Annotated in this window: 23 protein-coding genes; 12 read left to right on the top strand and 11 right to left on the bottom strand. The window is 62.6% G+C overall.

Going from position 1 to position 22071, the window contains the following annotated elements:
- Positions 1-6: 6 nt before the first annotated feature.
- Complete coding sequence (locus tag RBB42_RS05765; RefSeq protein WP_305969079.1) at positions 7-1026, bottom strand: Gfo/Idh/MocA family protein; 1020 nt, start codon at positions 1024-1026, stop codon at positions 7-9.
- Between the two features lie 335 nt (positions 1027-1361).
- Here RBB42_RS05765 and RBB42_RS05760 point away from each other — a divergent pair, with 335 nt between their 5' ends.
- The 5 genes from RBB42_RS05760 to RBB42_RS05740 all read left to right on the top strand — a co-directional run bounded on the left by RBB42_RS05760 (position 1362) and on the right by RBB42_RS05740 (position 6355).
- Complete coding sequence (locus RBB42_RS05760; RefSeq protein WP_306043495.1) at positions 1362-1847, top strand: OsmC family protein; 486 nt, start codon at positions 1362-1364, stop codon at positions 1845-1847.
- 49 nt (positions 1848-1896) lie between these two features.
- Positions 1897-2835: an AEC family transporter gene (locus RBB42_RS05755; RefSeq protein WP_305969081.1), complete on the top strand. Its 939-nt coding sequence runs from the start codon at positions 1897-1899 to the stop codon at positions 2833-2835.
- 322 nt (positions 2836-3157) lie between these two features.
- Positions 3158-3805, top strand: a complete 648-nt coding sequence (locus RBB42_RS05750) for a tripartite tricarboxylate transporter TctB family protein (RefSeq protein WP_305969082.1) — start codon at positions 3158-3160, stop codon at positions 3803-3805.
- A 27-nt stretch (positions 3806-3832) separates the two neighbouring features.
- Positions 3833-5317, top strand: a complete 1485-nt coding sequence (locus RBB42_RS05745) for a tripartite tricarboxylate transporter permease (protein WP_305969083.1) — start codon at positions 3833-3835, stop codon at positions 5315-5317.
- A gap of 66 nt (positions 5318-5383) precedes the next feature.
- The gene (locus tag RBB42_RS05740) at positions 5384-6355 is read left to right on the top strand and encodes a Bug family tripartite tricarboxylate transporter substrate binding protein (protein ID WP_305969084.1); all 972 of its coding nucleotides are present in this window, start codon (positions 5384-5386) and stop codon (positions 6353-6355) included.
- Positions 6356-6414: 59 nt separating this feature from the next.
- Here the strand turns inward: RBB42_RS05740 and RBB42_RS05735 are convergent, their stop codons facing one another.
- Positions 6415-7461 carry an Ldh family oxidoreductase gene (locus tag RBB42_RS05735; protein WP_305969085.1) on the bottom strand — a complete coding sequence of 349 codons (1047 nt, stop codon included), beginning with the start codon at positions 7459-7461 and terminating at the stop codon, positions 6415-6417.
- Between the two features lie 32 nt (positions 7462-7493).
- On the opposite strand from RBB42_RS05735, the gene RBB42_RS05730 reads away from it, so the two are divergent.
- From RBB42_RS05730 to RBB42_RS05715, 4 genes are all read left to right on the top strand, one after another.
- Positions 7494-7910: a cupin domain-containing protein gene (locus RBB42_RS05730; protein ID WP_305969086.1), complete on the top strand. Its 417-nt coding sequence runs from the start codon at positions 7494-7496 to the stop codon at positions 7908-7910.
- Between the two features lie 136 nt (positions 7911-8046).
- Positions 8047-8733 (top strand): FadR/GntR family transcriptional regulator, encoded by a 687-nt coding sequence (locus RBB42_RS05725; protein ID WP_305969087.1) that lies wholly within the window; start codon positions 8047-8049, stop codon positions 8731-8733.
- A 105-nt stretch (positions 8734-8838) separates the two neighbouring features.
- Complete coding sequence (locus tag RBB42_RS05720; RefSeq protein WP_305969088.1) at positions 8839-9909, top strand: Gfo/Idh/MocA family protein; 1071 nt, start codon at positions 8839-8841, stop codon at positions 9907-9909.
- Positions 9910-10055: 146 nt separating this feature from the next.
- Positions 10056-10946 (top strand): AEC family transporter, encoded by an 891-nt coding sequence (locus tag RBB42_RS05715; protein ID WP_306043617.1) that lies wholly within the window; start codon positions 10056-10058, stop codon positions 10944-10946.
- A 3-nt stretch (positions 10947-10949) separates the two neighbouring features.
- On the opposite strand, the gene RBB42_RS05710 is transcribed toward RBB42_RS05715, so the two are convergent.
- The 9 genes from RBB42_RS05710 to RBB42_RS05670 all read right to left on the bottom strand — a co-directional run bounded on the left by RBB42_RS05710 (position 10950) and on the right by RBB42_RS05670 (position 19817).
- Complete coding sequence (locus RBB42_RS05710) at positions 10950-11810, bottom strand: NAD(P)-dependent oxidoreductase (RefSeq protein ID WP_305969090.1); 861 nt, start codon at positions 11808-11810, stop codon at positions 10950-10952.
- A gap of 52 nt (positions 11811-11862) precedes the next feature.
- On the bottom strand, positions 11863-13239 hold the full coding sequence (locus RBB42_RS05705; RefSeq protein ID WP_305969091.1) for an SLC13 family permease: 1377 nt from the start codon (positions 13237-13239) through the stop codon (positions 11863-11865).
- Positions 13240-13248: 9 nt separating this feature from the next.
- Positions 13249-14223: a quinone oxidoreductase family protein gene (locus tag RBB42_RS05700; RefSeq protein WP_305969092.1), complete on the bottom strand. Its 975-nt coding sequence runs from the start codon at positions 14221-14223 to the stop codon at positions 13249-13251.
- 9 nt (positions 14224-14232) lie between these two features.
- Complete coding sequence (locus RBB42_RS05695; RefSeq protein ID WP_305969093.1) at positions 14233-14538, bottom strand: DUF1330 domain-containing protein; 306 nt, start codon at positions 14536-14538, stop codon at positions 14233-14235.
- A 19-nt stretch (positions 14539-14557) separates the two neighbouring features.
- A complete protein-coding gene (locus RBB42_RS05690) occupies positions 14558-15865 on the bottom strand; it encodes a TRAP transporter large permease (protein ID WP_305969094.1) in 1308 nt (435 codons plus the stop codon).
- A 51-nt stretch (positions 15866-15916) separates the two neighbouring features.
- A complete protein-coding gene (locus tag RBB42_RS05685) occupies positions 15917-16417 on the bottom strand; it encodes a TRAP transporter small permease subunit (RefSeq protein WP_305969095.1) in 501 nt (166 codons plus the stop codon).
- Positions 16418-16511: 94 nt separating this feature from the next.
- Entirely contained in the window at positions 16512-17573 is a 1062-nt protein-coding gene (locus tag RBB42_RS05680; protein ID WP_305969096.1) for a type 2 periplasmic-binding domain-containing protein, read from the bottom strand.
- Positions 17574-17732: 159 nt separating this feature from the next.
- Positions 17733-18653 (bottom strand): dihydrodipicolinate synthase family protein, encoded by a 921-nt coding sequence (locus RBB42_RS05675; protein WP_305969097.1) that lies wholly within the window; start codon positions 18651-18653, stop codon positions 17733-17735.
- A 12-nt stretch (positions 18654-18665) separates the two neighbouring features.
- On the bottom strand, positions 18666-19817 hold the full coding sequence (locus tag RBB42_RS05670; protein ID WP_305969098.1) for a zinc-dependent alcohol dehydrogenase: 1152 nt from the start codon (positions 19815-19817) through the stop codon (positions 18666-18668).
- 250 nt (positions 19818-20067) lie between these two features.
- Between RBB42_RS05670 and RBB42_RS05665 the strand changes: the two genes are divergently transcribed.
- The 3 genes from RBB42_RS05665 to RBB42_RS05655 all read left to right on the top strand — a co-directional run bounded on the left by RBB42_RS05665 (position 20068) and on the right by RBB42_RS05655 (position 22045).
- Entirely contained in the window at positions 20068-20715 is a 648-nt protein-coding gene (locus RBB42_RS05665; protein WP_305969099.1) for a FadR/GntR family transcriptional regulator, read from the top strand.
- A gap of 4 nt (positions 20716-20719) precedes the next feature.
- Positions 20720-21361 (top strand): glutathione S-transferase family protein, encoded by a 642-nt coding sequence (locus tag RBB42_RS05660; protein WP_305969100.1) that lies wholly within the window; start codon positions 20720-20722, stop codon positions 21359-21361.
- 90 nt (positions 21362-21451) lie between these two features.
- Positions 21452-22045 carry a carboxymuconolactone decarboxylase family protein gene (locus RBB42_RS05655; RefSeq protein ID WP_305969101.1) on the top strand — a complete coding sequence of 198 codons (594 nt, stop codon included), beginning with the start codon at positions 21452-21454 and terminating at the stop codon, positions 22043-22045.
- Positions 22046-22071 lie beyond the last annotated feature (26 nt).

Below are 22071 nucleotides of genomic sequence, written 5' to 3'. Positions count from 1 at the left end.
CCCGCCTTAGACGTCCGCCAGCTTGACCGACTGTCCCGTTTCCGCGGAGCGCGCGATGGCCTCCAGCACCTGGATGTTGTGGACCATTTCCGCGTTGGTGAACGGATAGGGCGCACGGCCCTTGGCCGCATGGGCGAAGGCCTCGATATTGGCCGTTACCGCATCCTCCCAGTTGTACTCTGCCTGGCTCACGTCCTTGCCGGATTCCGCGGTCAGGACGCGCACGATTCCGTCCGGCGTGTCGGGATGGCTGTCGTTCAGGACCTCGACCCATTTGTCGGTGCCGAAGACATGCATCCGGATGAAATGCGGCGTATGCAGGACCGCGCTGAAGGTGGCCGTCATGCCGGCCTCGAATTTCATCTGCACCGTCACAACGTCGCCGGTTTCCCAACCCAGAGAGCGGTCCGCGGTAAAGGCGTGCAGGGTCTCCACCGGACCAAAGAAGGAAATCAGCAGGTCGCTCAGGTGAATCCCCATCGCCGTCATACCCGCCGCGGGCGCGACATCCTTGCGGGTGCGCCAGTCGTTGGCGGGGACGTTGATCAGCTTGTCATGGCTGAAGGCCGCCTCGGCATGCATCACGGTGCCAAGCTCACCCTTGTCCAACGCGGAACGCAGCGCCAACATCGCCGGTTCGAAGCGCCGCTCGTGCCCGATCCCCAGCTGCACCCCGGCGTCTTCGCAGGCCTTGACCGAACGGCGTGCGGAGTCCGCGTTCAACCCCAATGGTTTTTCGCAAAAGACATGCTTGCCCGCCGCGGCGACAAGGGCGATCTGCTCTTCGTGCAGGGTATTGGGCGTGGTCAGAATGACCGCGTCGACCTCATCCATCGCCAGCGGGGCGTCGAAATCCGCCCAGGCCGTCAGCCCCATGTCACCGATTGCCGCGTGGTTGGCCGTGACCGGTTCAATGATACCCGCCACGCGCAACCATGGATGGCCCTGCAACCGGGTCGCGATGTGTTTGCCCCACCAGCCAAAGCCGGCGATGGCAACGGTAAAGGTCTCGGTTGCCTCGGTCATTGATGTCTCCCTGTCAGATAAAGTCGTCACACGGCGCACAGGCTCCGCCCGGCGCGTACCCGCCGAATCTACAAAGCGTCTGCCATCGGAACCAACGATGTAATTTGATGATACGCTCCATGAAAACTGATAGCGCAGCAGGCCTCTTTCTATCAGGTTTTCTGAAGGCAGCTAGGAGTAAACACCATTTCCATTGAACATTGAGAGCAGGCATTGTTTTTGTCATCAGAACCGCGTTCCAGGGGAGGGGGCCGCGAGATCAGGCAGCAACTTGAGAGGCGATCTACCGGCCTTTCTGCGCGCCTGCAGCCTCTCCCACCCTGCAGAACCGACAAATGCAAGAAGGACCCGAAATGGCCGTCAAGGAAAAACCGATCTGGAAATTCAGTGTAAACGGGCGCCAGAACACCAAAACGCAATCCGTGGCCGAGGCGCGGGGCAAAAGCGTCATCATCGACGAACCGGTCCAGCGCGGCGGCACCGACGAAGGTCCGATGCCGGTTGAATACGTGTTCATGGGACTGGCCGGCTGCACGCATGTGATCTCGAACAAGCTGGCGGCTGCGAACGGCATCAAGTTCACGGCGATGGACATCGACATCAACGTGACAATGGACAGCCACGGCACCCGCTTGATCAACCCGATCGACGTGCCCTTCCCTTCGGTCACGCTGAACATCAAGGCCGACTACGAAGGCCCCCGCGAAGGCGCCATCGAGGTCAGCAGGACGCTGCGGGAATACTGTGCGGTGTCCAAGATGCTGCAGGAATCCGGCACCGAAGTGAACGAGAACTGGACCCTCAACGGCGAAGCCGTCTGAGGCCGAGACCTGGACCGGAGCGATCCCGTGACCCCGAGGACATCACGACATGCTGATGCAGATGGTCGACATACTCGGTCCCATCATCGCGATCACCTTGATCGGCTACCTGATGGGGCGGTCCAAGGTCGGGCTGGAAACGCGCTCGCTCTCGACCGTGGTGATCAACGTCGCGACGCCGGCGCTGATCTTCCACACGCTGACATCCTTGCGGGTCACGCCCGAAACAATCCAGACCATGGCCGGGGCCGCGCTTATGTGCGTCACCATCGCCGGGGTTCTCGGCCTGGTGGGGCTGAAGCTTGCTCATGGGTCCGTGCGCAGCTTTCTGCCGCCGCTCATGCTGCCGAACTCGGGCAACATGGGGCTGCCTTTGGTGGTGCTGGCCTTCGGTCAAGACGGGCTGCAACTGGGCGTCGCGTACTTCTTCGTGGTGGCTCTGGTGCAATATTCGCTGGGCCTGTCGATCTACGCGGGGTCTTTGCGGCTGTCGATGCTGTTGCGGCAACCGCTGATCTATTCGGTGTCGGCCGTGCTGCTGGTCACCTGGACCGGGCTGCCGGTGCCGAAGATCCTGCTGACCACGACCGAGATCCTCGGCGGCATGATGATCCCGGCAATGCTGATGCTGCTTGGCGTGTCCCTGGCGACACTGAAGGTCGCGGATCTGGGACCGGCACTGATGGTGGCCGTCGGGCGGCTGGTGCTGGGCCTTGTCTCGGCTTGCGTGGTGATCTGGGCACTGGATCTTCACGGCGTCACAGCGGGAACCGTGTTCCTGCTGGCCACGATGCCGACTGCGATCGTCAGCTACGTGTTCGCCGAACGCTATCAGCACAATGCCCGCCAGGTCGCGGGAACGGTCGTGGTTTCGACCCTGCTGACATTCATCTGCCTGCCGGGCCTCGTCTGGCTGGCTCTCGCGATCTCGGGGTCGGACGGCATCTCGCCGGAACCTGCCGGGACAGCGAAGGATGCCGTTGGTTGACCCAGTAGATCGACCGCGCGCAACCGAAAACGACCCGCCCGCCGGAAGGGAGAACCGGCCCGGGTGCGACAGGACAATCAGGGCGAGCGGAGCGCCCGCAAAAAAGGGAGGACACCATGCAGAACAGATCCGTCCGGATTCACAGCGTTGTGCTGTCCGATGCAGCGCGCATGTCCCGAGGGACGGCGTGATGCCCCGCACCGGCCGTCCCGGCATCGCACCTTGGTTCCGGATCTCGCCAAATCGGGCGCAACAGGCCACAAGTCAGCCGACCCGCGCGCCCCGTGCGGCATAGGATCCCGTAGCGAAGGAAGTCTCCTGCATGACCGACAGCCCCGTAATCACCAATGACGAGCTGCCGACGGCCAACGCCGAGGCGCGCTCCACACAACAAGGGAGGATCACCGTGACCCGCAAGAGAGTCCTCAGCTCACCCGAAACGCTGACGCTTGTCGCGCTGCTGCTGGCGGCGGTGCTGTCGTTGATTTTCATGCAATACCTGGTTGCAGCCCCGAAAGTGTTGTTCGGTCGCTCCCTCTCGCCCATCGCGCCCAGCCTGTTCCCGACCATCGTGTTGGCGCTCATGGCGGTGATGTGCGCCGGCGCGCTCTGGATGATCCGCTCGGGCGTGGTGGCCGAGCAGTCAACGCGGATGACATGGACCGAATGGGTGCGTGCAATCACGCTGTTCGGGATCATGATCCTGTATGCGCTGACGATGAAACCGTTCGGATTCCTGATTTCCACGGCCATCGCGACATCCCTGATCTCTCTGCACATGGGCGCCAGGAACGTGATCCAGATCGCTGCCGTGGCGCTGATCGGGCCGGTCGCGCTGTACCTCGCCGCAACCCAGCTTCTAGCGGTGTCGCTCCCTGAGCTCGACGTGGTCGAAAAGACCTATTCCAGCATTCTTTCAGCCGGATCCGCCGGACCTGCCGAGGCAGTCGATCCGACAGTTGCCGAATGAAACGTATCCAACTCTGAGGCCAGAACCATGCTAGACCAATTCACCGAAGGCTTCGCCATGGCCATGCGTTTCGACACCATGGCACTGATGAGCGTCGGCCTCTTCGCCGGGATGCTTGTCGGGTCGCTGCCGGGGTTCACCACCCTGATGGCGATGGCGATCCTGCTGCCGATCTCATTCTTCCTCGATCCCATCGTGGGCATCCCGTTCCTGCTGGGCATCTACAAGGGCGGGATCTTCGGCGGTTCGGTTCCGGCGATCCTGATCTCCATGCCCGGCACGGGCGCCGCTGTGGCGACATCGCGCGACGGGTACAAGCTGACGCAGAAGGGGAAGTCGCGAAAGGCCCTGGACATCGCCCTGTTCTCGTCGGTCTTCGGCGACACGGCCAGCGACATCTTCACCATCATGATGATCTTTCCGATCGCCTTCCTCGTCATGCAATTCGGTCCACCCGAGCTGTTCGCGGTTCTGCTGATGAGCCTGGTGATCATCGCGGCGACCTCCGGGGCCAACCCGCTCAAGAGCCTGATCATGATGATGCTCGGGCTGTGGCTGTCCTTTATCGGGACTGATCCGCTGGGTGGGGTAGAGCGCTTTACCTTTGGCCTGTTCGAGTTGAAGTCCGGCATTCCGCTCTTGCCGATGCTGATCGGCGTCTTTGCCCTGCCAGAGGTCGCCAACGTGATCATCCGCAATGAAAAGGGCAAGAAACTTGCTGCTCTGGTCGGCGAACGACTGAGCCGCGTGGAGTTCCGTCGCTGCCTGCCCACGATCTGCCGCTCGACGGCCATCGGCGCCGGGGTCGGGATGGTTCCCGGACTGGGCCAGATCGTTGCGGCCATGATGGGCTATTCCGCAGCAAAGAACGCATCGAAGCACCCGGAAACCTTCGGTGAGGGCGAAATCGAAGGCGTTGCCGCCGCAGAGGCCGCAAACAACGCGGTCAACGGTCCGACGATGGTGCCGCTGCTGACGCTGGGCATTCCCGGCGACAACGTGACAGCCATCCTGCTGGGCGCCTTCGTGGCCCAGGGCCTGCGTCCCGGCCCGGAACTCTTCGAGCAGCAGGGCGCGACCGTCTTTGCCATCCTGGTCGCCATGGTGATCGCCAACCTGCTGTTTCTGGTCATCGGTTACCTGTCGATCCCCATGTTCTCGCGGCTGGTCACGATCAAGACATCGATCCTGATCCCCGTGGTGATCATGTTCGCCTTTGCCGGAACCTACGTGTTCCGTTCCGACATCAACGACCTGATGATCCTGGTGGCCTTCGGTATCTTTGGCATCATTGCCAAGGCGGCAAGGTTCGACGTCATGCCCATGGTGATGGGCTTCATCCTCGGACCGTCGATGGAATATGCCTTCGGACAGACTGTCGCTATGTCGCAGGGCAACCCGCTGGGGTTCTTCTTCACCGACCGCATCGGCGCACTTTGTGTCCTGCTGTCCACCCCCATCATCGGATACCTGCTGTGGAAACGTCTCTACAGCTCACCGGTTGCAGCCTGACTGCAAGGACAGGTGCGGCGCCGCCCGGCGCCGCGCCGAAACAAGACCAAACCAAGGGAGAGACCCATGTTCAAAGACTTCGCAAAGAAATCGCTGGCCGCGCTGGCCGTGACGGGGGCCGCGATCGCGTCCTTCGCGGCGCCGGCCCAGGCGGAATTCCCCGAGAAACCGGTCACGATGGTGATCCCGCTGGGTGCGGGCGGTTCGCACGACCTGAATGCCCGGGTCATCACCTCGATCATCCCCAGCTACCTGAACCAGGCGATGATCGTGCAGTTGTCCCCCGGCGCCGGCGGCCAGAAAGGCACGCATGAGGTCGCCCGTGCTCCGGCAGACGGTTACACGCTTCTGTTCACCCACAACTACATCGACATGCTGCAACAGCACGTCGAGAACCTGCCCTATGATCCGCTGGAGGATTTCGTCACGGTGGCACGGGTGAACTATGCGCCCATCGCGGTCGCCGTCCGTGCAGACAGCCCTTACCAGACGATGGACGAACTGATTGCCGCCTCAAAGGAGAATCCCGGTGGCATCCAGATGGCCCATTCCGGCAACTGGGGCGCACTGTTCGTGCCCGCAGCACAGATGATGCAGGCGCTGGACATGCAGTGGAACCTGGTGCCCTACCCGGGTGGCGGACCCGCCCTGCAGGCGCTGCTGTCGGGGGATGCGGACGTGACCATGGGCTTCCCGTCCTCGCTGTCCAGCCATCTTGATGCAGGCACCGTTCGCGTGCTGGCCACCGCGGGCGAAGAGCGCATCTACGAAGGTGTGCCGACCTTTGCCGAAGTGGGTGTCGAAGGCGACGTCGGCTTCATGCACCGGGTCGTTCTGGCCCCGAAAGGCACGCCCGAGGAAGCGCTGACCAAGCTTTCCGAAGCCTTCAAGAAGCTGGAAGAGGACTCCACCTTCAACCGCATGATGGGTCGTCTCGGCGAGAACATCAACATCATCTCCGGTGATGAATACGACAAGATGCGCGCCGAGCAGTCGAAGGCCTACGAGGTCCTGGTCGACGAGCTGACCTCGCAGTAATGCACTGTCGGACGAAACCGATCGCGCCGGGCCCTGTGCCCGGCGCTTTTTTGTCCGCGTCAGAGCGCGGCGACACCAAGGTCCCTGGCCAGGTCGTCCAGCGTCTCGCGGAGCGCCGGCGGGATCGGGATTCCAGCTTCGGACCTGTCGTGCATCACCCGGTCAAGCCGCTCGCCCGGCAGGCGGATCTCGTCGACACCGGGCATTTTTTCCGAGGATTTCATCTGCCGCCAGACATCATCGATCCCGGCGCGGAATTCATCGGGATCGGCAAACGCGGCGATATCAAGCGCAAGGATGACCTGTCCGGTATTGGTCACCGTCTTGGGGTCCGCGTTGAAATCCACCACATCGCGGCCAAAAGCCGCCCCGTTCAGCACACCCGCCAGGATACCGAAGATCAGCGACAGCCCATAGCCCTTGGGGCCGCCGATCGGCAGAAGGAAACCTTCGGCCGCTCGGCGAGGATCTGTCAGCGGCTTGCCGTCGCGGTCGATCATCCAGCCCTCGGGCATGGTTTCGCCTCTCTGCGCGGCGGTCTTGACCTTGCCATAGGCCGCGACCGTCGTTGCCATGTCGAGCACGATGGGCGGAAAATCCTTCGACGGCAGCGCCACCGCAATCGGATTGGTCGAGAGCAGCATATCCGTTCCGCCCCAAGGCGGCATGTGATTGGCGCTACCCACCGCCAGGTAAAGCCCGATCATGTTTTCGGCCGCCGGCATCATCGCATAAAGAGACGCGGGCCCCGCGTGGTTCGAATGTCGCGCCCCAACCCAGGCAACACCGGTGGTCCGCGCCTTTTCCATCGCCAATTCGGTGGCGTGATGCATCACCAGATGGCCCATGCCATTGTCGCCATCGATCAGCGCCGTCGCGGGCCGTTCCTTGAGTCGGCGGAATTCCGGCGTCATGTTCATGCCGCCGGCACGAATGCGCCTGACATACATCGGCAGCCGAAACACCCCGTGGCCGTCCTGCCCCATCAGGTCAGCCTTGGCCATCAACCCGCCGACCCTGGCAGCATCCGGGGCCGGCATTCCGCAAGCCTCGAGGCAGCGGGCGATGAAAGCAGTCAGATCGGCATGCGTGGTCTTGTCGGTCATGAAGATTTCCTCAAACTTTGAAAGGACAGGATATGGATTCCGAAACACCCCAGGGCACCATCGTGCGCCACGAAGAGATCACGCCCTTCGCCCGGGGCGACGGCGTCGAGACCCGGTTGATGGTTGGTCGTGAGACCGACCCGGCGGCCCCCTTCACCACCGGGACGACGACCTTTCCGGCAGGCTGCGCCGCGCCTTTGCACACGCACAACTGCGCCGAACAGGTCACCATCCTCGCAGGCCAAGCAGAGGCCATGGTCGGCGGCGAGGTGATGCAGCTTGGCCCGATGGACACCAGTTTCGTGCCCGCCGATGTGCCGCATTATTTTCGCAACACTGGAGACGGGCCGCTGACGATCCTGTGGATCTACGGTGCCCGCGAGGTCACGCGGACGTTTGTCGAAACCGGGGAAACGGTGGCGCATATGTCGCCTCGCGATCAGGTGTAGGTGCGAAATTGGTTGACCAATTTGTCAGGGCCGTGCCAGAAGGGAAGAAACCCTTTTCCACAATAGCCATAGGCGCTCCGATGCGAAAGCCTTATGGCTGTGAATGGCCCCGAAATCAACTCGATTTGGTGAACCAATGCATGACACCGTCCTGACGCGATTACGCAACTGGATCTCTGGCTCCGGCCTGTCCCGCGGGGATCGTATGCCGCCCGAACGCACGCTCTGCGAAACGCTTGGCGTCAGCCGGGCCGAACTGCGCAAGGCCTTGCTGGTGCTGGAGACCGAAGGTATCCTGGATCGCAACGTCGGGCGCGGCACGTTCCTGGCAAAGCCCCCCCGCACCACGCGCGGCGGCGACAGGATCGATCGATCCATCGCGACACTGTCCGAAAGCACCGGCCCGGTCGAAGCGATGAATGCCCGCCTGGCCTTTGAACCGCAGCTTTGTCAGCTGGCGGCACTGCACGCCACGCCGAAACAGTTGCGGGACTTGCGCAGAATGGCCCTGGCCATGCGCGAGGCCACGAACTGGAGCAACTACGAACAGCTCGACAGCGACTTTCACGAGGCCATCGCAGCCGCCTCCGGCAATGGATTGCTGCAATCACTGCACCGCATTCTGAACGGTGTCAGGTTGGCCGTGGTCTGGCGCAGGCTCAACACCTCGGATCGCGGTCCGCACCCGGATTATCACTCTTTCGATGAACATGACGCCATCCTCGCGGCGCTGGAAAGCCGCGATCCGACCGCGGCCGGAGAGGCGATGCGCGCCCATCTGGAAAGCACCCTTTCGCAGATGACCGCCGCTTCGCGGGCCTGAAAAGCGGCTTCAGAAGAATGCATACCGGGTATCAGGAATGCTTGTTTGTAGCGGCATTTTCCATTTGCGAAACTGATCAGCAACATAGACACGTTGGGAGCGAGAATGAGACAGGTTGAAGTGGCCGTGATCGGCACTGGCTGGTGTGGCGGAATGCGAGCGGAGTCGCTGGCGAAGTCGGCCTTGGTCGACAAGCTTCACATCTGCGAAATCCGGCCCGAACGGTTGCAGGAAGTGAAAGAGCTGACCAACCCCGCGACGGCAACGGATGATTACCAGGACATCGTCCGCAATCCCGCGATCGAGGTGGTCTACATCTCCACCACGCCGGAACCGACGCATTATCCCATCGCGCGCGATTGCCTGAAGGCGGGCAAGCACGTCCTGCTGGAAAAGCCCATCGCGATGGAACTGGCCGAGGCCGACGACCTGATCAACATTTCAAAGGAAAAGGGCGTCAAGTTCACCATCGGCTACTCGCAGCGTTTCAACCCGAAAATCGCCTGGGCCAAGAAGGCGATCGCCGAGGGCAAACTGGGCAAGATCGTCAATGTCATGGTGTCGCGCCACCTGTCGCGCAGCCTCGGGTCGCGCATTGCCGGCCGGGTCAAGCTGTCGCCGGCGGCGATGGAAAGCACGCATGACCTCGATTTTGTCTACTGGCTGCTCGATGCCAAACCCACCAAGGTCTATTCGCAAGGCGCCTATGGCTACATGAAAGAGCTGAACGGCTCTTACGACTGCATGTGGAACACGGTGAACATGGACAATGGCGCGCTGGTCGTGATCGGCGGTGGCTGGAACCTGCCCCCGTCCTATCCAAACTACTGCGCGACCTGGATCGAGATCACCGGTACCGAAGGTTCCCTGGTGCTTGACGACACCTCGCGCGACAACTGGTTCAACACCGTCGAGGGTGGCACGCGCTTCCCCATGTCGACCATGCCGGGCGAGCATGTGGACCACATGTATGCAGGTCAGATGGGGCCGGAGACGCTGCATTTCCTCGAATCAGTGTTGCTTGATCGCCAGCCGCTGGTGGCGCCGGAACATGCGCGGATGGTGATGGAAAGCTACCTTGCCGCCGATATCTCGGCCGAGATTGGCGAGCCTGTGGGCCTGCCGCTGTCCAACCACGCGATGGCAACCCTCGCGGACATGAAGGCGGCGGAGTGACCTTTCGCGTCATCGAGGGCCTGGCCCCCTTGTGCCGCCGTTGACACCGAACCGTCACGGCGGTCGCCGCCCGTCTTGCCGGAGGCCGGCAAGACCGGAGTGGCGGTACGATTTATTGTCTCGGGCTCCATATGATCGGGGGCAACTTGGTATTTGAAATCTTTGAGATAATCGCGCCCATCTTTGTCGTGGCGGCGCTTGGTTTCCTTTTCGAAAAACGCGGACCCAGCTTCGATTCCACCACGCTTAGCCGCCTTGCGCTTTGGATCGGCACACCCTGCCTGGTGTTTTCCTCTCTGACAAACACCGCCTTGCCGGACGAGGCCCTTGCCCGCATGATCGGAATAACCTTTGCGGTGGCCGTTCTGGGTGGTGCGCTTGCGTTTCTGGCGCTGGCCCTGTTCCGCCTGCCTCAACGCACGTTTCTGTCCCCTCTGGCGCTTCCCAATGCTGGCAATGCCGGGCTTCCGGTTGTCTTCTTCACATTCTCGGATGCGGGATTGGCGATTGGCGCCGCGTTCTTTTTCGTCATCGCACTGGTTCAGTACACGGTTGTGCCTATGGTGGTTTCCGGTGAACTGGGCCTGCGGAAACTGTTGAAGGAACCGCTGATCTGGACAGTGTTGGCTGTCATCGGGTTCCGCGTGGCCGATGTGGCGCCCCCCAAGATCATCGCCGACACCACCGCCCTGCTGGGAGGGATGATGATCCCGGTGATGCTGATCCTTTTGGGCGGCGCGCTGGCCCGTTTGCGCGTCAAGGATATCGCGACGTCGATCCTGCTGGCGATGTTGAGACTGGCAATCGGCCTCGCGACCGGATTGTCGATGGTCTTTCTGTTCGGTCTGGACGGAATCGAGGCGGGTGCCGTCTTTCTCATGTCCGCCATGCCCTCTGCGCTGGTCACCTACGTGATTTCCCAGCACTACGGGCGCGAGCCAGAACGGGTGGCGGCGTTTGTTGTCAGCTCGACGGTGCTGAACTTCTTGTGCCTGCCCGTCCTGATCGCCGCCGCCCTGCATATCGCAGCGCTGTGACGCCTAGGCCTTTGCCATCCGCAGAACGGCCCGGAACACCGCGGAATTGTCGAGATCGCTGTCGCCCGCGGCCTCGGCATTCTCCATGACTTCGAGATAGCGGTTGACCATCGGCATGCCGCCGTGACCGAAACGGCCGGCCATTTCGTGGATCAGCTTGAAATCCTTCTGCGATTGGGCAATTCGTCCCAACGGGGTGAAGTCCCGCTTCACCATCAACGGCCCCTTGGCGGCCATCACGTCCGACCGCGCGGCGGACCGCAGTGCTGTCTGCAGGAACGTTTCGGGATCCAGCCCCACGGCCTCGGCAAAGACCAGCCCCTCGGCCACCGCGGCGCGGGTCAGCCCCAGCACGCAGTTGATCGCCAGCTTTGTCCGGTTGCCATTGCCGATGGCGCCCACCCGCTCCCGCTGGGTCGAAATCGCGTCCGCGAATTCCTCGAACTCGTCCAGTCCGGCGTCATTCCCGGCCAGCAGCAGCAGCGCGGTGCCCTGCTGCACCTGAAGGCTAGTGCCGGAAATCGGCGATTCCACCAAGGTGATGCCCTTGGCTGCAGCACGGCCTTCCAACGCGGCGACCTGTTCGGGATCGCAGGTGCTCATGGTGACCAGCACCCTGCCCGTGCCGTCCGGGGCGGCCTCGATGATATCGGCCAGCTGGTCGGTGCTGAAAACGGCGGACAGAAGAACGTCCGTCTGCCATAGCGCCGAAGGCTCTGCCCTGCGTCCCCCTTTCGATTCCAAGAGGTCCAGCCGCCCCTGGTCGACATCGGTTCCAAGCACGGTGTGGCCCGCGGCGAGCAGGCGTTCCGCCAGCGCCATTCCGATCAGGCCAAGCCCGAAGATGCCGATTGTCATTTTCATGTTTCCTCCTTTGCCCGGTTTCGGGTCTTCTGATGATCTCCGCTGCCCGTTCTCAAACGAAACCGATCACTTGCCACCACAGGTAGGTCAGCGGCAAACCGATCAGGGATACCGCCAGCGCCAGCCAGACACAGAGCCTGACGAACACGGCGTTGGGCACCGTGGAAATCGACATCGCCACGATCAAAGGTGGCGCTTGGTAGGCCAGGACCGGTGTTGCGATCCCGATCATCTGCACCATGGAAACCGCCTTGAGCGACAGGCCCGTCGCCTCGGACAACGAGGCGGCGAAGGGCACCAGCACCGCCGGAGCCGCGGGCGCCGTCGTCAGGTGAGAGATGACGACAGAGAACCCGTAGACCGCGTAGACCGATGATAGGTCACCGGCGGGCGACAACGGCAGGCGAGCGATGAACAAATCCGCCAGAACCTGGTCCAGCCCGGCCTCGCGGGCAACGGCCACAACGGTCACGAGGGCGGCAAAAAAGATCGGCGGCGAGAAATCGATCCTCTCGCGCATCGCATTGCCATCAAGCATCCCGAAACGGGGCCAGATCACGATGGCCGCCGCCGCCATGGCGATCCAGGCGGGTTCAATCCCGTGCAGGAAATCCGTCATCCAGCCAAGGATGGCGACCCCCAGGACGATCAGAAGCCGCCGCTGTTCCGGGCGATGCGGCGCCGCCCCCGCTGCGTCGTCAGCAGCGCACACGGGCGTTTCCGTGGTGAAGCGCATCATCAGGATCACGATCAGCAGGAACCGCAGCGCATTCACCGGCCATTGCTGGATCATGTATTCGGAATAGGTGCTGGCGATACCATAGCTTTGCTGCATCGCGCCGACATGCACGATGGTAGGAAGGTTTGCTGTCAGGATCGTGTAGGTCGGCAGCAACGTCGCGGTGACGGCGGTTGCGATCAGGCCGATGCCCCCCCGCCCCTTGGGGTCGAGCCCCAGCCGCTCGGCAAAGGCGGCCGCAACCGGGACCATCACGATGACCCGTGGCATGGTCGACGGCACCAGGATGCCCAGCAGCAGCCCGGTCGTCGCAATCACCAGCGTCGCACGCCCATAGGACGGGCCCGCCAGCGCGAACAGCCGGCCGGATATCCGGGCCGCCAGCCCCGTCGCGGTGATCGCCGTTCCCAGGATGATCCCCGACACGATCAACCAGAACCCGCCGGACATGAACCCGGAAAAGATGATGTCGCGCGGGGCCGTACCCAACCCCAGAGCCACCAGGAAAATGGCAATGGCGGCCACGACCTCGGGCACCGCGCGGGTCGCGAACAATGTGATCCCCGCCAAGCCCAGCCCGGCGGCCGTCCATAGGGCACCGGACGCGCCCAGGACCAAGCCATAGGCAATCAGGCCTGCGCCGGTGGCCACGCCGAAGCCGGCCACCGCCAGGGGAGAGACACGTCGCATGTGGCCGCCTCAGGGGATCAGGATCGTGGATCCGGTCGTCTCGCCTGCCTCCAGCGCGCGATGCGCGTCGACCACCTCTGCCAAGGGCAGGCGCCGGCCGATATTGACCGAGACATGCCCGGCCTGGATCATCTCGAAGACCCGTCCGGCCGAATGCTCCAGGTCCGCACGGGGACCGACGTAGTTCGCCAGCGTCGGCCGGGTAAAGTAAAGCGATCCGGATTTCTGCAGCAGGCTGGGCGGCACCGGCGGGGCCTCTCCGGTCGTGGCGCCGTAAGAAACGAACAGCCCGTAGGTCGCGAGGCAGGCGATTGAGGTCTCGAAGGTGGCCTTGCCGATGCTGTCATAGACCACCGGCACACCTTCGCCGCCGGTGATCTCCTTGACCCGCGCGACGATGTCCTCGGATTTGCGGTCGATGGCATGGGCATAGCCCAGGTCCAGCGCACGGGCGCAATTCTCCGGCCCCGAGGTGACGGCGATCATCTCTGCGCCCAGGTGCCTGCCCCATTGCCCCGCGATCTGCCCGACGCCGCCGGACGCCGCGAAAAACAGGACCTTGTCGCCGGGCTTCACCTTGTAGGTGCGCTCCAGCAGGTATTCGACTGTCATGCCCTTCATCAGGGAAGCAGCGGCCAACTCGTCCGATACGCCGCCCGGGATGCGGACCATACGCGCGGCGGGGGCGTTGCGCCTTGTGGCATAGGCCCCCAGCACACCGCCATAGGCCACCCGGTCGCCCACCGCGAGACCCTCGACTCCGGCCCCGACAGCGCGCACCGTTCCCGCCGCTTCGAGGCCCAGCGGGCTTGGCAGGTCCAGCGCGTACAGGCCCGAGCGCTGGTACACGTCCATATAGTTCAGGCCGATCGCGCCCTGCTCGATCTGCACTTCCCCTTCACCGGGGTCCGGCAGTTCGGCATCGGTCAGTTTCATGACCTCCGGCCCGCCCTGCTCTTCGATGATGACTTTGGATACTTTCATGTTTCGACCTCAATCCGTGGCGTCGCCGCTTTCGACGACAACCGTCTGCACCTCTCCGGCGCCATTGGCGCGACGGAACGCGGCGGCGTCCTGATATTCCTGCGACTCGAAACAGGTGACCCCCTGTTCAAGCGTGGGAAATTCGATGACCACGAACCGATGGAAATGCTCGGGGCCTTCCATGATCTGGTACTTGCCACCCCGCGCCAGGACCTTGCCACCGTGTTTCTCGATGATCTCGGGAACCAGATCGGTATAACGCTTGTATTCGACAGGATCGTTGATCCTTGCGCGTGCTATCCAGTAAGCGGGCATGCGATTTCTCCGTTTGTTTCTACATCACCCTGTTGGGCAACCAGTTGGCGAACTGCGGGAACAGCACGAGCAGCGTTGCTGCCACCAACATGATGCCCCAATAGGGAATCGAGCTTTTGAAAATGTCCCCGACGCGCACCTCGGGATCGTTGATCGCCGCCTTCACCGTGTAGACCAGCAGGCCGAACGGCGGGGTCAGCAGGCCGGCCTCGATCGCGACGATTCCGACGATGGCGAAGGTCAGCTGGTCGAACCCGAAGGCTACGGCGATCGGCTCCACGATCGGCACCGTCAGCAACATGATCGAGATGCTGTCGATCACCATGCCCAGAACGAACCAGATCAGGATGATGATCCCCAGCACATGCCATGCCTCAAGGCCGGAATTCAGGAAAAACTCGCGGATCGCGCTGGTGACGCCAGTCATCGCCAGCGTTCGGGAATAGAGCGCCGCGGCAAAGAGCAGGATCAGGATGGGCGCGGCGGTCTTGCCGACCGAATAGACCGCGTCCAGGAACTCTCGCAGGTTCATGCCCTTGAAAAATGCAAAGATCAGCGCCAGCGCGGCCCCCGCGCCCGCGCCCTCTGTCGGGGTGAAGACGCCGAACCAGATCCCGCCCAGAACGGCCGCGACTATGCCGCAGACGCCCAGAACGCTGGTCCAGAGTTGCCGCGCCGGCAATTCGGTCTTGTCGCCTTCTGTTTCGCGCGCCTCCGGCTCGGCGCCCTCCCCCACGACCTCGGGTTTCGCGATGGCCATGGCAACGATGTAAAAAATGAACATCGACGCCAGCAGCAGCCCGGGGAACACGCCGGCCAGGAAGATCCGGCCGATGGACTGCTCTGTCAGGATACCCCAGACGATCATCAGCACGGAAGGCGGTATCAGCATCCCGAGGCAACTCGACCCGGCAATGGCCCCCAGGGCAAAGCCCCGGTGATAACCGAAGGTACGCATCTCAGGGTAAGCAATCCGCGAAAACGTCGCCGCCGATGCGATGGACACGCCAGTGACAAAAGAGAACACCGTATTGCCCAGAACAGTCGCGATCCCCAGCCGCGCCGGCAATCGCCGCAACCCCCGGTTGATGCCGTAGAATATGTCGGTCACGGAGCCGGATCGCCCCATGAACTCGCCCATCAGCATGAATAGCGGGATGACGGCAAAGGTGAAGCTCCTGAGGGCCTCGGCCGCGGTCGAGGCGACCATCGCCTCGACGATGCGCATGTTGCCGGTGACCAGGTAGATCCCCAGCACGCTGGTCACACCCAGCGCCACAGCCACATGGACTCCGATGACCACCAGTCCCATCAGGACTCCGGCCATCAATATGGCAGTGCTGGCGTCAAACACGGTCCATACCTCGATTTGTGAAGGTCATCGGAACCAGAGCTCCTCGGATTTTCCGGTCAGCTCCACGATCGCCAGGATGACGTAGTTGAGGGCCGCCAGCGCGCTGCCGAAGATGATCATGAAACGTGCTGGCCAGACAGGAACGCGCAACGCGCCTTCGCCGTCGAATTCACCGTTGGCAAAGGACCTGAGGGCGGGGGTTATTCCGGCCTTGGCGAGCAGCAGGAAAAACGCGGCACCCAGGAGGAACCCGAGGATCGCCAGCGCGCGGGCAGCGCGCGGGCTCAGAAAACTGGTCAGGAAGTCGGTCCTCAGCATGGAACCCGAGCGCACCGCGAAACCGACCTGGAGAAAGACGATCATCACGACCGAGTTGGCCACGATCTCCTTGGTGCCCTGCAGGGGCATGTTCGCGGCCCGCGCGATGATATCGGCCATGATGAAGAAACACAGGGCAAATGCCCAGGCGGCGGCGAGGACCAATAGCGATCTGGTCAGACCATCCGCGACCTTGATCAGGAACATGGCATCAAATCCATAAATTCGACGGAACGGCAGGATTGCCCGCGGAATGCAGCGCCGCCGGGGGAGTCCGGCGGCGCCTCCGGATCGGGCCCAGTTACTCGATCACGTAACGGACCGGCCATTCGTGACCGCGCTCTTCCGCCTTGTCGAGCACCAGGTTCAACACCTGCTTGGCCGGCAGCCCCTGCTGTTCCAGATCGTCGGCCAAGGATTGCGGCCAATCGGCAAGGCTCTGGGCCCAAGCCTTGCGGACCTCGGGATCGATCTCCGAGACGGTGATCAGGTCACGCAATTCGCCGACGAGGCGGTCGTACTCCGCGGCATTCACGATACCCGTCTGTTCCTCGTAGTCCGCCGCGACCTCCAGCAGGATTTCCCGCACATCGTCGGGAAGTGCGTCGTAGGTCTGCTGGTTGATGGTCAGCCCGTGCCAAGTCATCGAGCCAAAGCCGATCAGCGTGTAGTACGGCCCCGGCTCGTACAGCTTGAGGTTCACCCAGGCCGAGGGGAACATGATCCAGCCCTCGTAGACGTTGGTGGTCATCTCGGTATAGGCGGTCGCAAGCGACGACTGCACGGGCGAGACGCCGGCATATTCGAGCCAGTTGAGATTCAGGCCCGCCCCGGCGATCTTCTGATCCTGGAGATCGTCCAGGTCGTCCCAGGGAAAGGACGTGCCAAGGTTGTAACCGCCGTCCGCGATCCGCGACAGAAGCACCTGGTTGAATCGGTCCGGAAAGACGTTTTCAAGGTAGGGCACCTCGGCATAGACATCCTGCGCAATCGCAAGCGACATTTCCGGGTCCATGGTCCCGAAGGGCATCATCACCTGGAACGCATGCAGCGGCAGGTTGGACGGCTCGAAGCAGAAGCAGAAGCCTCCGATGTCGATGATCCCGTCCTGAACGCCCTCAAGAACTTCCGTCACCTTGACGATGGAACCAGAATAACCCTCGACAAAACTGATGGTATGGTCGGTGCGTTCTTCGACCCGGCGCTTCAGCTCTGGCTGGAAATAGTCCTGCATGAGCCCCGCATAGACGACCCCCGGCGGGTGGCCGGATCCGATGCGCAAGGTGATGTTGTCGGCCTGGGCGGCGTGCCCGAGTCCGATCGCGGCAATGGCAGCAGCGCTGCTGGCAAAGAGTCTATTCATGATTCCCCTCCCGGAATGATGTTTTTGCGTGCCATTCCGACGTTGTGCCCGCCGCTTGGCCTTCTTGCAGTTTCGCTCGATCTCCTTTCGCGGTTCCGGAACCGGGTGGCGTCGCGCCACCTGGTCCGGCCGTGGATATTGCGTTTGCGCGCCCCGGGATCAGGCCGCGCTTGCTGCGACGCCAAGACCGCTGACGTCGGCTTTCAGCCCGGTCTTCTGTTCTTCCGTCAGCGGAACCAGCGGCGGCGCCATGCGGGTCCAGGTCTCGTCGCCCGTGCGCCACGCCTCCAGCTGTTTCATGGCCGCCATGAGCGGGTATTTCGACGCCGTGGCGCGGGCGGTCTTGACGACCCCCAGCGCGTCCTCACGCGCCTTGCCCTCGGCCGCCAAAGCCGCCTGAACCAGGTTGGCGGTGACATTGGTCGAGCCCGAGATGATCCCGGCGCAACCACCGTCCAGCCCGTCAAAGACGAATGCCTCGCTCGAAGGGTAGACATCGAAATCGCCGTCGACACCGCCCGTCGCTTTGGCAAAAGCCAACGATTGCGACAGATCTCCGCTCGAATCCTTCAGACCGGCAATGACGGGTCCGAAGTCGGCCTTCAGGCGCTTGACCAAATCCACCGAGAACGGCGTCATCGACATCTGCGGGAAGTGGTAGAGATAGACGCGCAGACGGTCGTCGCCGACTTTCTCGATCAGCCTGGCATAGTAGGCATACAGTCCGTCATCGGACGGGTTCTTGTAGTAGAAAGGCGGCAGCAGCAGGACGTTGAAGAACCCCGCCTTCACCGCGGCGCTGGTCACGTCCACCGCGTCTTGCGTGGCACAGGACCCGGTTCCGAAAATGACCCGGTCGGCATCGAACCCCGCTTCGGCAAAGGCGCCCGGCAGCGCGATCCGGTCGCGGTAGGAAATCGAATTGCCCTCACCCGTGGTCCCGGTCGGCGCAACACCATCGCAACCGCCATCGGTCAGCAGGTGTTTGCAGTAGGCGGTGAGCTTCGGCACGTCGACCGATCCGTCGTCATTGAAAGGGGTGATCGCGGCCGCGTAGATGCCTCGCTTGGCTTTTGTCATCTGGTCTTCGTCCTATTCTGCGGCAGAGGATTCGGCGCTGTTCTCGCGCATCGAAACCACCACCTTGATCGCGTCGTCGATCCGCTCGCGCGCGTGTTTCAGCGCGTTGGGCAGGTCATGCATCGGGAAGGTGTGGGTATGGACCTTGGTCGCGTCGAACCGCTTGTCCGCCATGAACGCCATCGCGCGATGGGTGGCGGACTTGCCCTCTCCACGGATGCCGTAAAGGTAGATGTTGTTCACCGCGAGATGGCCCAGATCGAATTCCACGGGCTTTTTCGGGAAGGCGGCGAGGCAGACCTTGCCGCCGCGATTCGTCATGTGGATGGCCTGGTTCACTGTCGTTTCGCTGCCGGCACAGTCGACGACATAGTCGGCCCCCTTGCCCCCGGTCAGCTCCTTGACCCGGGCAAGCGCGTCCTCGTTGCGCGCATCGATGGTAACATCCGCGCCCAGCTCCTTGCCGATTCGGTTGCGATTCTCGCGCGTGCCGACCAGCACCACCGGATCCGCCCCCAGCGACTTTGCCACCGCAACCGCAAGCAGGCCGATGGGCCCCGGCCCGATGACGACCACGCTTTCTCCGGCAACCAGGCCGCCCAGCTCCGTCAGGCCGTACATGGACGTGCCGGCGGTCACGACTAGCGTGGCCTCGGCGTCTGACATCTGGTCGGGAACCTTGATCATCGTGTTGATGTTGTTGACCGCGTATTCCGCGAACCCGCCATTGGTGGTGAACCCGTTGGCGCGGTGTCCCTTGTCGCGGTCGCCGTAGTTCAGGCCGTAATTGTGGCATGACGTGTACATGCCCGACCGGCACCGCTTGCACTGTCCGCACCCGGCATGGATCTCGACGGTCACGCGGTCGCCGATCTCGAATTCGTCGACACCGGGGCCAAGCGCGGCGATCGTCCCCATGTATTCATGCCCGGGCGTGAAGTTCTTGTTGAACGGCGGACCGCCTTCGAACATCGCCGGTGTACCGTAGCTGATGATCTCCAGGTCGGTCGCGCAGATCGCGACCGCATCGATGCGCACCAGCGCCTCGGCACGGCCCGGAGCCGGCACTTCCTTGTCGATCAGCTTGAGTTCGTCGGGATCCCCGAGAACCCATGCCTTCATCTTCGCCGGAACGGGCATCGAGTCGTCGTACTTGACGGTCATCGCAGGTCTTTTCTCCACCCTGCTCCCCCTCGTTTGTATCAAAAATCAATGCGCAAATTGGTTGACCAATTTGGATATTGGCAAGCCGTATCGCGCTCTCTGATTATCGATAATATCGAAATTTTTGGCGCAGTAAATGAGATTCTTCTGTTGACAGGTGACTTCTCCTGCCGTTTTCTTCAATCCGAGGAGGCCCGATTGGTTAACCATTATGGACGTGCACGACAATCATACCGAACCCAGATGTGTCTTGGCCAATTGGCTGGCGTCCTCCGATACCGCTGTCGGCGACCGGCTTCCGCCGGAGCGCAGGCTGGCCGCGGAGCTCGGCGTTTCGCGTGGCGAATTGCGCAAGGCTCTGATGGCGCTGGAGGCCGAGGGCATCATCGAACGGCATGTCGGGCGCGGCACCTTTCTCAAGTCACCGGCGGACATGGAGGATACCGGCGAAGCGATCGTTCAGCGCCTGTCAGAGATCTCCAGCCCGCACGCCGCGATGATGGCCCGACTTTCGCTGGAACCCGAACTTGCCGGACACGCGGCCATCCATGCCGCCCCACGGCACCTGGCCGAACTCAGGCGGCGATGCGAAGCAATGCGCTCGGCCACGACCTGGGCGGAATACGAACACCACGATTCGCGGTTTCACCGGCTCATCGCCATTGCGTCGGGCAACGCGATCCTGCTGGAACTGCACCGAATCGTGGACGCTGTGCGCGTCTCGGTCGTGTGGTCGGGTCTCGACCTGCCGCAGGGCGGACCGACGCGCGATTACCACTCCTTTGCCGAACACGACGAGATCCTGGAAGCGCTTGAAAAACGCGACCGCGCCGCCGCTTACCAGGCGATGAAGACGCATCTGAAATCCGTGCGAGCAACCCTACTGAAGGACGACTGACACCGTGATTGACCTCTACACATGGACCACGCCGAACGGCCGCAAGGTTTCCATCCTGCTGGAAGAACTGGGCGTGGATTACACCGTCCACGCGATCGACATCTCGAAGGGCGAACAATTCGCGCCCGACTTCCTCGCAATCGCACCGAACAACCGGATCCCGGCCATCGTCGACCATGAGACCGGCGTCCAGATGATGGAAACCGGCGCGATCATGCAGTACCTGGCCGAAAAGCACGGCCGGTTCCTGCCGCAAGAGGCAGAACATCGCTGGGCCGCGATCGAATGGCTCAACTGGCAGATGGGCGGGCTGGGCCCGATGCTGGGCCAGGTCCACCATTTCGTGAAGTACAACCCTGGCAAGTCCGAATACGCCGAGGAACGCTACTCCAAGGAGGCGAACCGCCTTTACGAGGTGCTCAACAAACGGCTTGAGGGGCGCGATTTCATCGCCGGTGCCGGGCGCGGGGAATACTCGATCACCGACATGGCCTGCTGGCCGTGGATCTCGCGGTTCGACTGGCAACAGATCGAACTGAACGACTATCCGAATGTCCGGGACTGGTACCTGCGCATCGCCGAACGGCCCGCAGTGCAGCGCGGCTACGACGTGCCGAAATTCGTGAACGACATCCCGAAACCGTGACCGCGGACCCAGCCGCCCGGCGGATCAGCCGGACGGCCGACCGCCAAACGATTGCCGCCACTGAAACACACGAAAGCTGAAAGCAAGATCATGCCATATGTAGCCCCGCTCGACCTGAACGATTCCGAAGCCAAGGCGGATATCGAATGGCTCGCCTCGGCCACCGGATTTGTCGCCAACTCCATGCTGGCCCTGTCGCACCGCCCGGAAATTGCCAAGGCCGTGCTGGAACTGATCCGCGCCGTGGTCCGCAATCCGGACGGCACGGTCGATCCCGCGCTGCGCTGGATGGTGGCCCATGTCACCAGCCTGGCGAATGGCTGCGAATACTGTTCCGCCCATACCTTCAAGAACGGTGCCGACAACGGCGTGCCTCAGGACAAGCTAGAGGCGCTGTGGGAATTCGAGACCTCGCCGCTGTTCTCCGAGGGCGAACGCGCCGCGCTGCGGGTGGCGATGACCGGCGGGCAATGCCCCTCCTACGCCACCCCCGAGGACATGGCTATCCTGCGAGAGCACTTCTCGGAGGCGCAAATCGTCGAGATCGGGGCGGTGATCGCGCTGTTCGGTTTCAACAACCGCTGGAACGCGCTGATGCAGACCGATCTCGAAGACTCCGTGACCTCGTTCATCGGCAATAGCGACTACCACGGCCCGGGCGACCTGCCCGGCAACAAGACCTGACCAAAGCAGGCTCGACAACCGACATA

This window comes from Mameliella sp. MMSF_3455 (genome assembly GCF_030733205.1).
Classification (GTDB): Bacteria; Pseudomonadota; Alphaproteobacteria; order Rhodobacterales; family Rhodobacteraceae; genus Antarctobacter.
Note: the sequence above shows the minus strand (reverse complement) of the source record. Positions and strands in the feature narration are given on the sequence as shown.

Excerpts from the sequence above, each read along its gene's own strand:
- RBB42_RS05765 (WP_305969079.1), bottom strand. The coding sequence starts at position 1,026 with ATGACCGAGGCAACCGAGACCTTTACCGTTGCCATCGCCGGCTTTGGC.
- RBB42_RS05760 (WP_306043495.1), top strand. The coding sequence starts at position 1,362 with ATGCAAGAAGGACCCGAAATGGCCGTCAAGGAAAAACCGATCTGGAAA.
- RBB42_RS05755 (WP_305969081.1), top strand. The coding sequence starts at position 1,897 with ATGCTGATGCAGATGGTCGACATACTCGGTCCCATCATCGCGATCACC.
- RBB42_RS05750 (WP_305969082.1), top strand. The coding sequence starts at position 3,158 with ATGACCGACAGCCCCGTAATCACCAATGACGAGCTGCCGACGGCCAAC.
- RBB42_RS05745 (WP_305969083.1), top strand. The coding sequence starts at position 3,833 with ATGCTAGACCAATTCACCGAAGGCTTCGCCATGGCCATGCGTTTCGAC.
- RBB42_RS05740 (WP_305969084.1), top strand. The coding sequence starts at position 5,384 with ATGTTCAAAGACTTCGCAAAGAAATCGCTGGCCGCGCTGGCCGTGACG.
- RBB42_RS05735 (WP_305969085.1), bottom strand. The coding sequence starts at position 7,461 with ATGACCGACAAGACCACGCATGCCGATCTGACTGCTTTCATCGCCCGC.
- RBB42_RS05730 (WP_305969086.1), top strand. The coding sequence starts at position 7,494 with ATGGATTCCGAAACACCCCAGGGCACCATCGTGCGCCACGAAGAGATC.
- RBB42_RS05725 (WP_305969087.1), top strand. The coding sequence starts at position 8,047 with ATGCATGACACCGTCCTGACGCGATTACGCAACTGGATCTCTGGCTCC.
- RBB42_RS05720 (WP_305969088.1), top strand. The coding sequence starts at position 8,839 with ATGAGACAGGTTGAAGTGGCCGTGATCGGCACTGGCTGGTGTGGCGGA.
- RBB42_RS05710 (WP_305969090.1), bottom strand. The coding sequence starts at position 11,810 with ATGAAAATGACAATCGGCATCTTCGGGCTTGGCCTGATCGGAATGGCG.
- RBB42_RS05705 (WP_305969091.1), bottom strand. The coding sequence starts at position 13,239 with ATGCGACGTGTCTCTCCCCTGGCGGTGGCCGGCTTCGGCGTGGCCACC.
- RBB42_RS05700 (WP_305969092.1), bottom strand. The coding sequence starts at position 14,223 with ATGAAAGTATCCAAAGTCATCATCGAAGAGCAGGGCGGGCCGGAGGTC.
- RBB42_RS05695 (WP_305969093.1), bottom strand. The coding sequence starts at position 14,538 with ATGCCCGCTTACTGGATAGCACGCGCAAGGATCAACGATCCTGTCGAA.
- RBB42_RS05690 (WP_305969094.1), bottom strand. The coding sequence starts at position 15,865 with ATGGCCGGAGTCCTGATGGGACTGGTGGTCATCGGAGTCCATGTGGCT.
- RBB42_RS05685 (WP_305969095.1), bottom strand. The coding sequence starts at position 16,417 with ATGTTCCTGATCAAGGTCGCGGATGGTCTGACCAGATCGCTATTGGTC.
- RBB42_RS05680 (WP_305969096.1), bottom strand. The coding sequence starts at position 17,573 with ATGAATAGACTCTTTGCCAGCAGCGCTGCTGCCATTGCCGCGATCGGA.
- RBB42_RS05675 (WP_305969097.1), bottom strand. The coding sequence starts at position 18,653 with ATGACAAAAGCCAAGCGAGGCATCTACGCGGCCGCGATCACCCCTTTC.
- RBB42_RS05670 (WP_305969098.1), bottom strand. The coding sequence starts at position 19,817 with ATGACCGTCAAGTACGACGACTCGATGCCCGTTCCGGCGAAGATGAAG.
- RBB42_RS05655 (WP_305969101.1), top strand. The coding sequence starts at position 21,452 with ATGCCATATGTAGCCCCGCTCGACCTGAACGATTCCGAAGCCAAGGCG.